The following is a 15799-nucleotide window of genomic DNA, read 5'->3' on the forward strand; positions in this document are numbered from 1 at the left end:
TTTGCGCCTGGCGCGGCTTTTGCGTGGCGGTACGGCCCAATATGTAACCTATGATGCCAGTTGTCTCGAAAGGGTCGGTACTCTAGTCTGGCCGAATAATACGAGCGCGTGGTTTCGAGGCGAACATGATGTCCTTCGTGCAGAGAGTTGGTCGATTGCGCGAAGACCTGCGCGCGCCACTCTATTTGCAGCTTCAGCAATTGGTGCGCCAGGCGATCGAGACCAAGGTCTTGACCCAGGATGACATGATCCCGGCCGAACGGGATCTGGCTCTCGAATATGGCGTGTCGCGCATTACCGTGCGCAAGGCGATCGATGGCCTGGCGCAGGAAGGCTTGGTGGTGCGTCGGCGTGGTTCGGGCACCTATGTGGCTGCGCGCGTGGAAAAGAGCTTTTCCAAGCTCTCGTCATTTTCCGAAGACATGCTGGCGCGGGGCCGCAAGCCGAGCAGCGAATGGCTGTCGCGCTCGGCTGGGCTGGTCACGCCCGAGGAATCGCTCTCGCTGGGCCTGTCGCCGGGGCGGCAGGTCTATCGCTTTCAGCGCCTGCGCTTTGCCGATGATGTGCCGATGGCGTTCGAAACCTCGACCATCGCCGCCGATTGCCTGGCGGGGATCGATGCTGTCAAGGATTCGCTCTATGCCGCGCTGGAAGCCGAGGGCAACCGCCCGGTGCGCGCGCTGCAACGGCTGCGCGCCATGCCGTTCCCCGGGGAGCAGGCGCGGCGCCTGGGGGTGGAAACCGGCCACGCTGGCCTGCTGATCGAGCGGCGCGGGTTCCTGGGCGATGGACGCGCGGTGGAATATACCCAGTCCTATTACCGGGGCGATGCCTATGACGTGGTCGCGGAATTGAACGCCGGCTGATCGGCGCCCAGCACATCTTGCAGAAAAAAGGCCCGCTTCCCTTTCAGGAAGCGGGCCATACCACGCAAGGGTTGTGGCTTTCAGGGTCTTAGAAGCGCCCGGTCACGCTGGCGGAGAACACGCGGCCGTTCTTGTAGACCGACGTGGGCGCCTTGGGATCGGAGCTGTACTGGTAATAGGTTTCGTCCAGCAGGTTGGAGGCGGTCGCCGTCACCTGCACGTGATCGTTGATGGTATACGAGATCTGCGCATCGAGCTGGCGATAGGCGTCGGTATAGTCCTGCGACTGCTGGCGGCCGAAGCGGTAGAAGTACTTCGAGCGACGGTTGTAGCTGACCCGCGCCTGGAACGGCCCGTTTTCATAGTAGGGCGAGATCTGGATCGTGTTGCGCGACAGGAACGGCAGGCCGGTGGACGCCTGCGTGTCTGCATCGGCAAACGTGTAGGCGGCCTGGATGCCGAAGCCCCAGATCAGGTTGGTATTGCCCGAGAGCGAGAAACCGGTGACGGTTGCCTTGCCGCCGTTGACCGGGCGCGAGATCGCATAGGTGCGGGTCTGGCCGGTGATCGGGTTGGTCAGCGTGGTGTCGAGCGTTTCGTTACCAACGTAGTTGCTGATATCGCGGTAGAACACTTCGCCCGAGAGGAAGCTGGACGGGGCGAAGTACCACTCGGCCGAAAGACCGAAGTTGGTCGCGAGATAGGGCTTGAGGTCGGGGTTGCCGCCGCCGCCGCTCAGCGTGCTGTCATCGAGCGAGAGATAGCCGGCAAGGTCGGAATAGCGCGGACGCGCCATGACCTTGGCGACCGCACCGCGCAGCACCACGCTCTGCCCGGCATCGTAGATCACGTTGAGGGCAGGCAGGAAGCGGTTGTCGGTCTTGTTGTACTGCACCAGGTTCACGGTCGAGCCGCTCTGGGCGTAGAAGTTGGATTCCACGCTGGTGCTGACGAAACGGCCACCGATGTTGCCGCGCAGCTTGCCACTTTCAAAGTTGGCCTGGATATAGGCTGCCTTGATGCGCTCGTTGACCAGCCAGTAATCGCCCTTGGACAGGCCGCGATCGTCGGTGAAGTTGCCATACTTCTTGAGCGTGGCGATGATCCCGTCCTTGTCCATGCCGACATAGGGCGCACCGTTGCCCGAAGTGCCCAGGCCATTGTAAAGGCCCGAGTTCAGCACGTTGTAGTCAAGATCAGCCAGCGTGAAATTCTGGTTGGTGAAGATCGCGTTGCTGTAGGTGGTGTTGCTGTTCTGGTGCGAACTGTAGCGGCCACCGAACAGCAGCTTGTTGAACGGGCCGACGTTGATGTCGCGCACGAAGTTGGCTTCGCCGTACCATTCCTTGTCGACCGTGAAGCCTGACTGGGTGGGAATGCCGCCGATCTGCCGGCCGAAGAACTTGCGGCCATCGGTGGCCGTGACGTTTTCGCCGCCCAGCGCGGTGTAGTTGCTCAGCCACTTGGTGGGATCGGTGGCCGGGCGGTCCCAGTTGACGATCGTGTTGCGGCCATTGGCGCCCGAGGTGAAGCCCTGCTGGGTACGGAAATCGAGCAGGTATTCGGGATCCTTGCCGCCCGAGGCGCGGGTATAGCCGACATTGCCGGTGATCGCCCAGCCTTCCGGCTTCCAGTCATAGGCCAGCGAGTAGGTGTCGTTCTTGATGCGGGTGCGGCGATAGAGCGTGTCGAGCTGGCCGGTGGCGCCGGTCTGGCCGGCGGGAATGCCCGAGAACGTCGCTTCGGTGACCAGGCCGTTGCCATACTTGGCCGAGATCAGGCGCGAGCCTTCATACCCGTAGGTATACATCGAATTCGACACGTTGTCGTAGTTGCCGCGGATGACCAGGCCAGTGGCGGTCAGCACCAGGTTGTCGGCTGGCTTGAGCTGGATCGCGCCATTGAAGCCCAGGCGTTCGCGATCCTGCTTGAAGAACTCGCGCGCCAGGAACGAGGCAAAGCGGGCGTCGGAGAAATCAGCGCGTTCAGTGGCCGACAGGGCCGAGATCGGCTTGCCGTTGACCGTGGCGGTGGCGGGCGCGTTATCGAGCAGGGCCTGACCGGTACGATACCAGTACACGGCCACGCCGGCGCGGCTGAGCTGTTCCTTGTCGTAATTCACCGCTGCCAGGATGCCGATGGTTTCGTCATCGTTCTTCCAGCTGTACAGGCCGCCGCCGCGGAAGCTGCCGCGCTTGGCGCGGTCGTTGTATTCATAGCCGCCGTTGAAGCGGATGGTGTTGGCAGCCAGATCGAGTGGCTTGCGCGTGACGACATCGACGGTGGCGCCGATGGCGCCTTCCTGGAGGCGGGCTTCGGGAGTCTTGTAGACCACGGCCTGGCTGATGATCGCCGGCGAAAGCAGCGAGTAGTTGAAGCTGCGGCTCGAACGGTCGGACGGGTTGCCGCCCCAGTCGGCCGAGGCGACCGAGTGGCCGTCGATCGTCAGGCGGTTGAGCGCGGGCTCCACGCCGGCGATGGACAGCTGCTCGCCTTCGCCGAACTGGCGGTCGACCGTGATGCCCGGCAGACGCGAGAGCGATTCCGCCACGTTGCTATCCGGGAACTTGCCCACGTCTTCGGCGCTGATCACGTCGACGATCGAGTTGGCGTTGCGCTTGATCTCGATGGCGTTGCGCAAGCTGGCGCGGATGCCGGTGACAACGATGCCCGAACCATCGCCCGAACTGCTGGAAGCGGTTTCGCCCGGTCCTTCCGCAGCGGTCTGCGCCTGCGCCGCAATCGGCATCGCGACCATCGCGGTTGTGGCGATCAAAAGGAAGCGCCGCACGTTCATTCCCATTCCCCCAGTTTTTCAGCGCACCGCGCTGATCCCTCGCCGAAGCCCGGTTCGGCCACGTAACTTTTCCCGTCTGGGGATGAGGCCCATTTTGTTACCAAACCCCCATTTGGTTATGCATATGTTATATGTCACACTTCGAGAATCCAGGAAAAAATTGGAAATGTCTTCAATATGTTTCATATTTTCTCTATGAGAATGAAATTTATATATAAAAATTGGTGCCCAAAATGATGGACGGCGCTGTCATTCCGGCAGGTGAAACGCGCAAACGCCGATGGCACCGCGAATCAGCGCGGGGCGGCGCTGGCGGTGTGAATAAGAACCAGTTGTTGATTGGTACTGTTTTGCGCGGCGTGGCGCGGGGCGATGGCGCCGGTGCGCCTCACGCAAGAATGCTCGCCGCTACCGCCCCTGGCGTGGGGCGGTATGGCTTGGCGATGTCAGATGATGGAAATGGTCGGGGAGACAGGATTCGAACCTGCGACCCTCTGCTCCCAAAGCAGATGCGCTACCAGGCTGCGCTACTCCCCGACACGAGCATGCCCTTAGGTTTGCAGGGCGTTGCGTGCAAGCGCGAAGTTGCAGCCGGGGATTATGCTGCCACGCTGAAGCGGGTGGCGTAACGCTGGCTGATCTGTTCCACCGGCAGGACGACGCAGACATCGACGGTGTTGAACGCGTGATCGATGAACGCGCCATCGCCAAAGCGCGCGCCGCAACGCAGATAGCCCTTGATCAGCGGGGGCAGCGCCAGCATCGCGCGGCGTTCGTCATAGCTGCCGCGCGGCAGGCGTTCGAGCGGCACGGCGCAGCGGGCATTGGGCCGCACCTGCGGGCGCTTTTCTGCCGGGGCAAGGCAGGTGTGCGCCAGCAACGAGAGCGCGGCGGCATGGGCATCGGGATCGATGCCGGAAAACGAGGCGCAGCCGAACATCAGGCCGATATCGTGGGCGGCGATATAGTCGGCAATGCCGCGCCACAGCAGCGATATGGTCGCGCTGGTGCGGAATGCGGGCAGCACGCAGGACCGGCCCAGTTCCAGCAGTTCGCCGCCGACCCTGCCTTCACCGGCGATCAACGGGGCAAGATCGAATTCGCCGGCGCTGTAAAACCCGTCCGCCGCCCGCGCCACGCTTTCGCGCAGCAGGCGATAGGTGCCGACGACCTGGCCATCGGGCACAGTGGTGCCGGGCTGGTCTTCATCGATCACCAGCAGATGATCGCACAGCGCATCATAGGGATCAGCGTCAAGCTGGCTGAGCAAGCCGTGGGCCTGGGCGCCCATTTCATCGAAAAAGACCTGCCAGCGCAGCTTCTGCACTGCCACGAGATCGGCGCCGTCGCGCGCCAACCGCACGGCCAGACGCCGCTGCCGCTTGTCCATTCCGATCACTTCGCCCATCGAACGCGCCCTCCGTTCGGAACGCGATAGCGCACGGGCATGACGCCGGTTTTGCAGAATGATGATGATCGTGGGTCACTTGTGGCACGCGTGTCGCGCGCCTGTCGTAATTACAGCGCCGCAATTTGGGCGCCGCCATGCTCGCGGGGTGGTGGTAGGCCCGGCAGGATTTGAACCCGCGACCTAGCCGTTATGAGCGGCCAGCTCTAACCACTGAGCTACGGGCCCCCGTTGCGCCCCATGCCGTTAAAGCGCTGCCGCGCACTTGGCAAGAAAGCGTATGCGGCGCAGCGCGATGGCGGTTTCAGATCAGGGCGGCCTGCATGATGTCAGACACACTGGCAGGCTTGATGCCGCAGCAGGCCAGATGCGTGAACACCACGCGCCACCAGTCATAGAGCTGGTCAAGCTGGCGGGCATCGCGCACATAAGGTGTGTGCCCGGGGCGCAGCGACGGGCTGTGGAACGAAAACACCAGGATCGGTAGGCCATCGGCCAGCGTCAGGTCGATGCAGCGGATGGCTTCGGCCGCGGTGACGCCTTCGGGTGTGAACGGCACGCGGTTCATCAATCCGGCGCGGGCCATCGCCCCGCGCAGGCGCGGCACGCGCCACAGGCGGGGAAACAGCCAGGGCCCCTGGCGCCGCAGCGCACCCGAAAACACTGTGGTCAGCGGCAATTCCATCAGCCCGCCCTGGCGATCGACCCACCAGGGATGCAGCGGCAGCGCGGTGAAATCGGGGCCGCCCTGGCTGGAGTAATCGAAATGGCTGCGCACCGAGGTATCGATCGCGATGCCGGATTCGGCGAGGATCTGCGCCGTGGCCGACCCCACGCCATAGCGCCCGGCGCGATAGATGCGGGGCGCTTGGCCAAACGCGGCCGAGATCGTGTCGCGCAGCTTGACCAGCTTGGCGCGTTCCAGCGCCGGCGGCAGATTGCCGGCAAAGCTATTGAATACGTTCAGCTGTTCCTGGTGTGGCGGATTGACCCAGGGATGCAGCTGCACCCCGATTTCGGCGCGGCCATGGCGAACCGCATCGCCCAGCGCCATGCCCACGGCCGGATCGCTGGCGATGGGATAGTCGATCAAATAGATCGGGGCGACACCGAACCCCTCGCAAAACTGCTGGAACTTGGCGAGGCGCGGCACATGCCTCAGGCCGTGGCCGGTACGCTCGAACGGCTTGGCCCAGTCGAATTCCTCTTCGGTGTCGACGGTAACGACGAAACGCTGCCCGAATTCGGGGGCAAAGTGCACGCGGGCATCGGACGGGGGCGGGCGGGTGATCCGCGCCGGTGCGCCCTGGCGCTCGCCTTCGCCCCCAAGCCGCGATGGCACCGTGGTCAGCCCGCCTGCGCCGGGGTGGCGCTATCGCCGCCGACGAGAGCGTGCGGCGAGACAGCAGCGGGCAACTGTGCGAGCAGCCGCGCCCCTTCGCGGCGCAAGCCGCCGCCCATGGCACGCAATTCCGCCGCCGCCAGGCGCAGGGCAAAGCCATTGCCCATCATGCCGCCAGGGCCCAGGCCGCCGGCCTGCTGGCCACCGCCCTGGCTGCGGGCGCCATCGGCGGCAAACAGCGTGGCATCATCGCGCATGGCGAGCGTTGCCGGCAATGGCAGGTCGAGGCGCACGGCTGCTGGCGCGCTGTCGCCGGCAACGGGCGCGGCGAGTGCGATGGCCAGGCGCTCCCCCGGTGCTGCCGTGCTGGCGATTACCGCGAGCAGGCGCCACATCGCATGTTCGAGCTCGGCCGCAGGGGCTGCAACCCGTACCGGTTCTGCCGGGGGCTGCCAGCGCAGGCGCACTTCGCGTGGGCCGATCACCGGATCGAGCTGGGCCAACTGCCGGCTGACCAGCGCGGCCAGATCGATGCCGCTGTCGGGCGCGGGCATCTCGGCAGCGCCGGTTTCCAGCCGGGCCAGCCGCTCCAGGTCTTCAAACCCGGCCAGCATGCGGGCGGCATCGGCCGCGATGCTGGCGGCCAGGCTGCGGTATTGGTGCGGCGTGGCGCCAAATACCTGCTGCTGGATCATTTCGGCAAAACCCTGGATCGCATTGATCGGGGTGCGCAATTCATGCAGCGTCTGGCGCAGGCGATCGGCGCCCTGGGTCACTGGAGTCTCGGCCTCTGCCGGGGCGCTGGCCTGGGTTGCGGCCGGGCGGCGCAGGCAGGCGCGATAGCCGGCAAAGGCGCCGCCAGCGCGGGTGAACACCGGCACGGCATCGCATTGCCAGGCGCCCGCCACGGCCAGCGCACCATCGAGCATGAGCAGCCCGGCGGTGATCGGCAGCCGCGCGGCAAAGGCGCGGGTGCTGCGCGCATCGAGCCGCGCGGGCGCATGCGGCTGTGCGGTGAAGGGGCGATGGCCCACCAGCATCGGCGCCCAATCGGCATCGGCGGCAACCACCGTGCCCAGCGCATCGATCGCGATGGCGATGCTTTCCGGATGCAGCGCGGCGGCAGGCGGTTCATCGGCAAAAGGCAGGCGCGGGTGCGGATCAGCCGCGGTGGCCAGGGCAGGAGCGCCGGGGCTGGCGGCACCGGTGGGGCGCGCCTCGCGGTCGCGCCGGAACGCCTCGATCCGCCGCACGATCGCGCCGATGCCCTCGCTCGCGCTGGCAGAAAGCAACGGGGCGGGCGATTCGGGCGGCGTGTCGGGTTGCGCAACGTCCTCGGGCGCAGGTTGCGGTGCCGGTTCGATCACTGGCTGGTCTGCCGCAACCTGGTCCAGCGGTGCCGAGAGCGCAAAGTCATCAATACCCAGCCGCGCGAGCAAGGCATCCACCGCAGGGCCCAGGTCACGGCGGTGGCGCAGGAAGCCGCGCGCGTGGATCGGCAGGCGCGGCACCAGCGCCAGCCAGTCCGCCTCGGCCAGGCGGGCGGCGCGGATCGCGGCCAGCGCCAGGCGCGGCGCCTGCGCGGCAAAATGGCTGACCAGGCGGGGGTGGCCGAGCGGCGTGCCGGCGAGCAGCGCGGCAGCGCCTTCGTGCCCGCCCGGCGCCGTGGCGATTTCGTGGAACAGCGCATCGAGCCGGGCAAGGGCGGCATCGTGCGGCGCGGCCCAGGCATCGGGCGCCACGCGGCCAAGCAGATCGGCAAGCTGCCGGAACTGCACCCGCATGCCCGCCGGCCCGGCGGCGCGGGTGCGCAGCACGGTTTCCAGCCGATCGTCCACCACCAGGGCGGCGCCAGCCGTTGCGGCATCCGCCGGCATCAGGGAAGGATCAAGATCGGCAGGCATCGCTCTGGCGCCAAGGCATCCTGTTGTGCGGTCTTCTGCCATGGGGCAATGCCTGGCGAGAGGCAAGCCGGTTACGGACCGTTTCGGAACTCATCCTTGTGCCTTTATCGGTCAGGTTTTTAAGAAAGTGTGGCGAACCCGCCCACCATGCGGTGAATGGTGATCCGTTCATCGTGGAGCGGGTTTTTCCACACTATGCACCGGCTTTGGTGATGGTGCGTTGCATTGCAGGACAATTGCGATATGAGCTAATAATATTAGCTTCACTGCCAGCGGTGACGCACAATCTTGCGGGTCGAGCGGCTAAAGAACACGAACATGGCGACATTGGACGGAATTGACAGGCGGCTGCTGGCCGAGCTTCAGGATGAGGGCCGCGTAACCAACGTGGAACTGGCCCAGCGCGTGGGCCTCACGGCGCCGCCCTGCCTGCGCCGCGTGCGCGCGCTGGAAGAGGCCGGCGTCATCCGCGGCTATCACGCCGATCTCGATCCGGCCAAGCTGGGTTTCGCGATCACGGTCTTTGCGCTCGTCAGCCTGAAAAGCCAGGCCGAGGAATCGCTGCGCCAGTTCGAAGAGCATATGCGCACGCTGCCCGAAGTGCGCGAATGCCACATGCTCAATGGCGAGATCGACTTCATCCTCAAGATCGTCAGCCGCGATCTGCAAAGCTTCCAGGAATTCCTGACCAGCAAGCTGACGCCCGCGCCCAATGTGGCCAGCGTCAAGACCTCGCTTACCATTCGCACCGCCAAGCAGGTGCCGGGCGTTCCATTCACCGAGTGAAGCGGGCCTTAACTCCCCATCCTCTTTAGAGGAGGGGAGAGTGGTGGCGGGCGCCCTTTAGGGCAGGGAGCCGCCGCGCGGGTTACTGCGCGGCCTTGGCCTGCTTGTGGTGGCGGATCACTTCCTCGATTACGAAGCGCAGGAATTTTTCGGAAAATTCCGGATCGAGCCGGGCATCCTCGGCCAGCTTGCGCAGGCGCGCGATCTGGCGCTCCTCTCGGCCGGGATCGCTGGCGGGCAAGGCTTTTTCGGCCTTGTAGGCACCCACGGCCTGGGTGATGCGAAAGCGTTCGGCCAGGATGTGGATCATCGCGGCATCGATGTTGTCGATGCTCTGGCGATAGCCGGCCAGAACCGGATCGGTGCCTTCGGCGGATGCGCTCATGTGCTTTCGGGCCTTTGTCAGTGGGGTATGCAAAAGTGTCGCTCTGCCGCTACCGTGCAACTTGCGACTTGCCAAGCCGTGCACCACGCGCCAAGCGGGCAGCAATGACTGCTACCCTCCATACGCTCCCCCGCAAGGCCGAACCCTCGCTGGCGCCGCTGATGGCGCTGGTGGCCGACGGCATGAACAGCGTCAACGCCGTGATTCTGGATCGCATGCAATCGCGTATCCCGTTGATCCCGGCGCTGGCCGGCCACCTCATCGCCGGCGGTGGCAAGCGCATGCGCCCCATGCTCACGCTCGCCGGGGCGGCGCTGCTGGGTTATGGCGGCAGCCGCCATTTCAAGCTGGCGGCTGCGGTGGAGTTCATCCACACTGCCACCCTGCTGCACGACGACGTGGTCGATGGATCGGACATGCGCCGCGGCAAGAAGGCCGCCAACATCATCTATGGCAATCCGGCCACGGTGCTGGTGGGCGATTTCCTGTTCTCGCGCAGCTTTGAACTGATGGTCGAGGATGGCTCGATCAAGGTGCTGCGCATCCTGTCGGGCGCATCGGCCGTGATTGCCGAGGGCGAGGTGGACCAGCTGGTCGCGCAGCGCCAGGTGGAAACCAGCGAAGAACGCTATCTCTCGATCATCAACGCCAAGACCGCCGCGCTGTTTGCCGCCGCGTGTCGCATCGCGGCGGTGGTGGCCGAGCGGGACGAGGCAGACGAACTGGCGCTCGACGCCTATGGCCGCAACCTGGGCATTGCGTTCCAGCTGGCGGACGATGCGATCGACTATGATTCCGACGCGTCGGAAATGGGCAAAGACCAGGGCGACGATTTCCGCGAGGGCAAGATGACGCTGCCGGTGATCCTGGCCTATGCGCGCGGCAACGAGGAAGAGCGCGGGTTCTGGCGCGATGCCATCGCCGGCAATCGCAACAGCGACGCTGATCTGGCCCATGCCATCACCTTGATTCGCAAGCACGATGCGGTGAATGCCACGCGCGAGCGGGCGCGCCATTATGCCCAGCGCGCGATCGATGCCATTGCCGGCTTCCCCGCCAGCGCGGCCAAGGCGGCGATGGGCGAGGCCGCCGAATTTGCGGTGGCGCGCCGCTATTGATCAGGGGTTGCGGGGACTGGTGCGTCAGCGCGTTCAATGAAATGCGTGCACCAGCCCGTCGATCACTGAAGATCCGGCCAGCGGGCCGATCAGCATCATCAGCAGATTGATCGCCACGAGCACCACCACGATGCGCTGCCGGCGCGGAGTGAGCCTGGGCGCCGGTTCGGGCTGTCGGTTGGGTGGGGCTGGCGGCCACGGATCTTTCAGGTCAAGAAACATGGGTCCTCTCGAGGCAGACCGTGCCGCGATCGGGCACCGTTGCCCATTGTGGTATCATGAATCTGACCGCGTCGCACCGGCCCGCATGGGAAGTTTGGCCCGATTCGGCGCTACTGGCTTGTTTCCCAACGCATAAAGGCATGACCATGACTGCAGCAGCGTTTCGCCCCGTCCTCTATCTCAAGCGTTCGTGCCCGTTCTGCCTCAAGGCGGTTGCCTTCCTGGCCGAGGCCGGGCAGCTCGACAGCGTGGACCTGCGGGCATTCTGGCCCGGTGACGAGGACGAAGCGCCGATCCGTGCGGCTCTGGCGCCGCATCTCGACAAGGTGACCTTTCCCACGCTGGAAGTGGAGCCGGGCCGCTTCATCGCCGATTCCGATGCCATCGTCGCGCTCTATGCGCAAAAGGCCGGGCTCGATCCCGCGACAGCGCCGTTCTATCAATATGTCATGGCCGGGCCATTCCGCCGCCTGCGCGAGGCCTTTGCCGAGCAGCAGGAACTGGAAAAGCTGCGCGCGCAAGGCTGATGTAGCGGGGCCTTGGCGCGCCGCTGTGCCGGCCCTCGCCAAGGCCGGGCCAAGGCGATAAGGGCAGGCGGGTGACCGACCTGCCCATCCACGCCGTCTTGCCCGATCTGCTGGCTGCCCTGGCTGCCAGCCCCAATGCCGTGCTCATCGCGCCGCCGGGCGCGGGCAAGACGACCACGGTGGCCACGGCCTTGCTGGGCGAGGCGTGGTGTACCGGCACGGTGATCCTGTTGTCGCCCCGCCGCGTGGCGGCGCGCGCTGCGGCCGAGCGCATGGCCGACCTGCTGGGCGAGGCGCCGGGCGAGACGGTCGGCTATCTCACCCGGCTCGACAGCAAGCGATCGGCACGCACCCGCGTGCTGGTGATGACCGAGGCGATCTTTGTCGCCACGATCCTGGCCGATCCCGAACTGACCGGCGTTTCGGCCGTGCTGTTTGACGAAGCGCACGAACGGCATCTCGATTCCGACCTTGGCCTGGCGCTCGCGCTGGAAGCGCAAGGCGTGCTGCGCGAGGATCTGCGCGTGGTGGTGATGTCGGCCACGCTCGACGGCACGCGCTTTGCCGGGCTGATGGGCGCGGATGCGAACTGCCAGGCGGCGGTGATCGAAAGCGCCGGCAAGGCCCATCCCTTGCGCATTCGCTGGCTGGGCAGCAGTCCGCAGTTACGCACCGAGCAGGCCGTGGCCAATGCCATTGCCCTGGCCTGGGGCGAAGAGACAGGCGACATTCTGGCGTTCCTGCCCGGCGTGCGCGACATCGATCGCACGGCCGAAATCCTCGCGCAGCGCCTGCCCCACGCGCTGGTGCTGCCGCTGCACGGGCAGGTCGATCCGGCAGGCCAGCGCGCCGCTATCCGCCGCGATCGCGAGGGCCGGCGCCGGATCGTGCTGGCGACAGCGATTGCCGAAACTTCGTTGACGCTTGATGGCGTGGCAGTGGTGGTCGATGCCGGCCTGTCGCGCCGGGCAGAGTTCGACAAGGTGGCAGGGGTGACCCGCCTGGTGACGACCCGCGCCAGCCAGGCCGCCGCCGCGCAGCGTGCTGGGCGTGCCGCGCGCCAGGGGCCGGGCGTGGCCTATCGCCTGTGGGAAGAAGCCGCCCACGCCGGGCGCGCGACGTTCGATCCGCCCGAAATCCTCAATGCCGATCTGGCCCCCCTGGCGCTGACTCTGGCGCAATGGGGCGCGGGCGATCCGGCGGCGATGGCCTGGATCGATCCACCACCGCCTGCCGCCATGGCCGCGGCGCAAGCGGCGCTGGCGGCGCTGGGCGCGCTCGACGGGGCGGGGCGGATCACGCCGCATGGCCGCGCCATGGCCAGCCTGCCGATGGAGCCGGCGCTGGCGCACATGCTGCTGTTTGCCGCCCGCCATGGCGCGGCGCAGGATGCGGCACGGCTGGCGCTGCTGCTGCAGGAACGCGGCCTTGGCGGCAGCGGCGATGATCTCGCCCGCCGGTTCGATCGCTGGCAGGGCGATCGCGGGGCGCGGGCCGATGCTTCGCGCAAGCTGGCCGCGCGCTGGGCCAATATGGCGGAACGGGCAGCGCGGGGGGCCTTCGACAAGCGCAGCCCGAACGGGGTGGAGGGCGTGTCCCAAGGTTCCGTTCGCCCTGAGCCTGTCGAAGGGCGCCAGCGCAACGCAGCAAGGCCGCCGCTAGCCGTGCTTCTGGCCGAAGGCTTTCCCGATCGCATCGCCCGCGCACGCGGTGCCAGCGGAGAGGAATGGCTTTCGGCCGGTGGGCGCGGCTATCGCCTCGATCCCGCCTCTCCGCTGGCCACGGCGCGCTGGCTGGTGATCGGCGACGCGCAGGGAGAGGCCAAGGGCGCCCGGATCATGAGCGCGCTTGCCCTGGACGAGGACGACGTGACGACCTGGCTGGCCCATCGCATGGACCAGCGCCACACCCTGACGTGGAACGCCGGCGAAGGCCGGGTGGAAGCGCGGCTCGAGCGGCGGCTGGGCGCGATCGTGCTGGCCCGGGTGCCCGATCCATCGCCACAGCCGGCAGCGGTCACGGCTCTGCTGCTCGATGTGGTGCGGCGCGAAGGGCTGGCGGCGCTGCCGCTGGGCGCTGCGGCGCAAGCGCTGCTGACCCGCGCGCGCTATGCCGGGCTGGCCGCGCTCGACGAAGCGACCCTGCTCGCCGATCTGGAGGAATGGCTGGCCCCCTTGCTGGCCGGGCGGCGCGATCTGGCCATCGCGGCGGGCAAGCTGCACGAGGCGCTGGAAAACCGGCTGGACTGGAACGAGCGGCAGACGCTCGATCGGCTGGCGCCGCCGCACTATCGCTCGCCCGCCGGGACCGGCCATGCCATCGACTATGCACACGAAGGCGGCCCGGCGGTGGAACTGCGGGTGCAGGCACTGTTCGGCCTTGATCGCCATCCCACCATCGGCCAGCCGCCGCGCCCGCTGCTGCTGTCGCTCACCTCGCCCGCCGGCCGGCCGATCCAGACCACGGCTGATCTGCCCGCGTTCTGGCGCGGATCGTGGCGCGATGTGGTGAAGGACATGAAGGGCCGCTATCCCCGCCATCGCTGGCCCGAACAGCCGTGGACAGAAGACCCCAGCCTCAAGACCCGCAACGCGTTCGAGGCGACGCGCAAGGGCTGAGCAAAATCAGCTTTCCTGCGCCTGTGGCTCGGTAATGATCCGTTCGCGCGCGGCGCGCAGGTCGCCGCCTTCGATCTGGATCTTGAGCCGCTCCTTGTCGCGCGCGCGGTACATGTCTTCGGCGCGGGTGATGATTTCCTCGCTAACCCCGGTTTCAGCCAGCGCCAGGCGCGCCATCTTCACCGCCGATTCCATCACTTCGCGGATCACCCACTTGGCCGGGGAGCCGCGCAGCCGCACCACCGCGCGCCGATCAAACGCGCGCACGAAGATGGCCGCCTGGGGAAAGGCCTGCTGCACCGCTTCCAGCGCGGCGGCATCCATCTGGTCGCCATCCATGCAGAACAGGATCAGCGCCGCTTCGTCGGCGCCAGCGTGGCGCAGCAGGTCGAGCCGGGTGCCATCACCAAAATAGACCTTGGCCCCGAAATTGCTGGCCACGTCGATCATTTCCACGTCGGTATCAATCAGCGTAACCGTCAGGCCGCTGGCGTTGAGCATCTGCGCCACCGTCTGGCCAAAGCGGCCATAGCCCACGATCAGCGCATTCGCCGCGTCGCCGGTGGGCCCTTGGCGTTCGCCCTTCACCGCGCGCGGATCGTTGCGCAGTGGCTTGGTCAGCGCCATCAGGAACGGCGTGGTGGCCATCGACAGGGTCACGATCGCGCCAAACAGGCTGGCCGCCTCTGGCGCGATCAACTGGGCATGCTGGGCCTGGGCAAACAGCACAAAGCCGAATTCGCCGCCCTGGCTCAGCAGCAGGCCCAGCGCCAGCGCGCCGCGCCACGGCATGCGGAAGGCCAGGCCAATGCCCATGATCACTGCCGCCTTCACCGCCACCAGCGCCAGCGCCATGGCAATCACGAACAGCGGCCGCTCGGCAATCGCATGAAGATCGAGCATCATGCCCACGGCCAGGAAGAACAGGCCGAGCAGGATGGAGCGGAACGGCTCCACATCGGCTTCCAGTTCGTGGCGATAGGGGCTGTCGGCCAGCATGACCCCGGCGATGAACGCGCCGAGCGCGGTCGACAGGCCCAGCGCCTCCATTACCGCGGCCGAGGCCATGACCGTGAACAGCGCGGCGACCACGAACATCTCGCGCTCGCCCAGGTTGCCGATCAGGCGGAACAGCGGCCGGATCAGATAGCGCCCGGCCAGGATCAGCCCGGCGATCGCCAGCACGGTATAAAGCCCCAGTTGCCAGCCCGGCGGGCCATTGGCATCGGCCGGATTGCGGCTGAGCGCAGAGATCAGCGTGATCATGGGGATGATCGAAAGGTCCTGGAACAGCAGGATGGCAAAGGTCCGCTCGCCAAACGGCGTGCGCAACCGGCCCGAGGCCTGGAGCATCGGCAGGACCTGCGCGGTGGACGAGAGCGCCAGCGGCAGGCCCAGCGCGATGGCGGCCGTCAGGCTGAAATCGGTGCCGAAGTTGATCACTGCCGTGATCGCCGCGCCGCACAGGACCACCTGCAACAGCCCCAGGCCGAGGATATCGCGCTTCATCCGCCACAGCCGCGACGGGTTCAGCTCCAGCCCGACCAGGAACAGCAGCAGCGTGATGCCGAGTTCGGCAATGCCCAGCTTCTGCTCGGCCTCGCCCACCAGGCCCAGCACCTGCGGCCCGACCACGGCACCCGCCAGCAGGTAGCCCAGCGTGGCCCCCAGGCCCAGCCGGCGGAACACCAGCACGAAGACCATGGCAAAGCCAAGCAGCAGAAAACCATCGTGAAGCATCGAGGGGGGCTGGTTCATGCCTCCTGCCTCGCCTTCCCTGCCGCCCGCGTCAACCCATCGTGGGCAAGCCGCGGCAACAAGGCGGC

Annotated in this window: 12 protein-coding genes and 2 tRNA genes; 5 read left to right on the top strand and 9 right to left on the bottom strand. The window is 66.6% G+C overall.

The window, feature by feature from the left end; genetic code table 11:
- Positions 1-128: 128 nt before the first annotated feature.
- Positions 129-866: a GntR family transcriptional regulator gene (locus SCA01S_RS13085; RefSeq protein WP_028657496.1), complete on the top strand. Its 738-nt coding sequence runs from the start codon at positions 129-131 to the stop codon at positions 864-866.
- An 88-nt stretch (positions 867-954) separates the two neighbouring features.
- Here SCA01S_RS13085 and SCA01S_RS13090 read toward each other — a convergent pair whose 3' ends face one another.
- The 6 genes from SCA01S_RS13090 to SCA01S_RS13115 form a co-directional block, all read right to left on the bottom strand.
- A complete protein-coding gene (locus tag SCA01S_RS13090; protein WP_062786232.1) occupies positions 955-3663 on the bottom strand; it encodes a TonB-dependent receptor in 2709 nt (902 codons plus the stop codon).
- A 460-nt stretch (positions 3664-4123) separates the two neighbouring features.
- A tRNA-Pro gene (locus SCA01S_RS13095) sits at positions 4124-4200 on the bottom strand.
- Between the two features lie 61 nt (positions 4201-4261).
- Entirely contained in the window at positions 4262-5071 is an 810-nt protein-coding gene (locus tag SCA01S_RS13100; protein WP_245652604.1) for a GNAT family N-acetyltransferase, read from the bottom strand.
- Between the two features lie 152 nt (positions 5072-5223).
- A tRNA-Ile gene (locus tag SCA01S_RS13105) sits at positions 5224-5299 on the bottom strand.
- Between the two features lie 76 nt (positions 5300-5375).
- Positions 5376-6413, bottom strand: coding sequence for a polysaccharide deacetylase family protein (locus SCA01S_RS13110; protein ID WP_412103055.1), 1038 nt, complete (start codon positions 6411-6413; stop codon positions 5376-5378).
- 5 nt (positions 6414-6418) lie between these two features.
- On the bottom strand, positions 6419-8317 hold the full coding sequence (locus SCA01S_RS13115; RefSeq protein ID WP_062786235.1) for a histidine kinase dimerization/phospho-acceptor domain-containing protein: 1899 nt from the start codon (positions 8315-8317) through the stop codon (positions 6419-6421).
- Positions 8318-8635: 318 nt separating this feature from the next.
- Between SCA01S_RS13115 and SCA01S_RS13120 the strand changes: the two genes are divergently transcribed.
- Positions 8636-9103: an Lrp/AsnC family transcriptional regulator gene (locus SCA01S_RS13120; protein WP_054130649.1), complete on the top strand. Its 468-nt coding sequence runs from the start codon at positions 8636-8638 to the stop codon at positions 9101-9103.
- Positions 9104-9185: 82 nt separating this feature from the next.
- On the opposite strand, the gene SCA01S_RS13125 is transcribed toward SCA01S_RS13120, so the two are convergent.
- Positions 9186-9488: a chorismate mutase gene (locus tag SCA01S_RS13125; RefSeq protein WP_022677957.1), complete on the bottom strand. Its 303-nt coding sequence runs from the start codon at positions 9486-9488 to the stop codon at positions 9186-9188.
- Between the two features lie 104 nt (positions 9489-9592).
- Here SCA01S_RS13125 and SCA01S_RS13130 point away from each other — a divergent pair, with 104 nt between their 5' ends.
- Positions 9593-10606 carry a polyprenyl synthetase family protein gene (locus SCA01S_RS13130; RefSeq protein WP_022677958.1) on the top strand — a complete coding sequence of 338 codons (1014 nt, stop codon included), beginning with the start codon at positions 9593-9595 and terminating at the stop codon, positions 10604-10606.
- Between the two features lie 33 nt (positions 10607-10639).
- Here the strand turns inward: SCA01S_RS13130 and SCA01S_RS13135 are convergent, their stop codons facing one another.
- Positions 10640-10828 carry a hypothetical protein gene (locus SCA01S_RS13135; protein WP_062786238.1) on the bottom strand — a complete coding sequence of 63 codons (189 nt, stop codon included), beginning with the start codon at positions 10826-10828 and terminating at the stop codon, positions 10640-10642.
- Between the two features lie 140 nt (positions 10829-10968).
- Here SCA01S_RS13135 and SCA01S_RS13140 point away from each other — a divergent pair, with 140 nt between their 5' ends.
- Positions 10969-11355 (top strand): glutaredoxin, encoded by a 387-nt coding sequence (locus SCA01S_RS13140; protein ID WP_218016409.1) that lies wholly within the window; start codon positions 10969-10971, stop codon positions 11353-11355.
- A 71-nt stretch (positions 11356-11426) separates the two neighbouring features.
- The gene (hrpB, locus tag SCA01S_RS13145; RefSeq protein WP_062786241.1) at positions 11427-13973 is read left to right on the top strand and encodes an ATP-dependent helicase HrpB; all 2547 of its coding nucleotides are present in this window, start codon (positions 11427-11429) and stop codon (positions 13971-13973) included.
- A gap of 6 nt (positions 13974-13979) precedes the next feature.
- Here the strand turns inward: hrpB and SCA01S_RS13150 are convergent, their stop codons facing one another.
- Positions 13980-15731 carry a cation:proton antiporter domain-containing protein gene (locus SCA01S_RS13150; protein WP_062786243.1) on the bottom strand — a complete coding sequence of 584 codons (1752 nt, stop codon included), beginning with the start codon at positions 15729-15731 and terminating at the stop codon, positions 13980-13982.
- Positions 15732-15799 lie beyond the last annotated feature (68 nt).

The organism is Novosphingobium capsulatum NBRC 12533 (assembly GCF_001598375.1).
GTDB lineage: Bacteria > Pseudomonadota > Alphaproteobacteria > Sphingomonadales > Sphingomonadaceae > Novosphingobium > Novosphingobium capsulatum.

What these genes read in the sequence shown, in the direction of transcription:
- SCA01S_RS13085 (WP_028657496.1), top strand. Translation starts at nt 129, where the DNA reads ATGTCCTTCGTGCAGAGAGTTGGTCGATTGCGCGAAGACCTGCGCGCG.
- SCA01S_RS13090 (WP_062786232.1), bottom strand. Translation starts at nt 3,663, where the DNA reads ATGAACGTGCGGCGCTTCCTTTTGATCGCCACAACCGCGATGGTCGCG.
- SCA01S_RS13100 (WP_245652604.1), bottom strand. Translation starts at nt 5,071, where the DNA reads ATGGGCGAAGTGATCGGAATGGACAAGCGGCAGCGGCGTCTGGCCGTG.
- SCA01S_RS13115 (WP_062786235.1), bottom strand. Translation starts at nt 8,317, where the DNA reads ATGCCTGCCGATCTTGATCCTTCCCTGATGCCGGCGGATGCCGCAACG.
- SCA01S_RS13120 (WP_054130649.1), top strand. Translation starts at nt 8,636, where the DNA reads ATGGCGACATTGGACGGAATTGACAGGCGGCTGCTGGCCGAGCTTCAG.
- SCA01S_RS13125 (WP_022677957.1), bottom strand. Translation starts at nt 9,488, where the DNA reads ATGAGCGCATCCGCCGAAGGCACCGATCCGGTTCTGGCCGGCTATCGC.
- SCA01S_RS13130 (WP_022677958.1), top strand. Translation starts at nt 9,593, where the DNA reads ATGACTGCTACCCTCCATACGCTCCCCCGCAAGGCCGAACCCTCGCTG.
- SCA01S_RS13135 (WP_062786238.1), bottom strand. Translation starts at nt 10,828, where the DNA reads ATGTTTCTTGACCTGAAAGATCCGTGGCCGCCAGCCCCACCCAACCGA.
- SCA01S_RS13140 (WP_218016409.1), top strand. Translation starts at nt 10,969, where the DNA reads ATGACCATGACTGCAGCAGCGTTTCGCCCCGTCCTCTATCTCAAGCGT.
- SCA01S_RS13150 (WP_062786243.1), bottom strand. Translation starts at nt 15,731, where the DNA reads ATGAACCAGCCCCCCTCGATGCTTCACGATGGTTTTCTGCTGCTTGGC.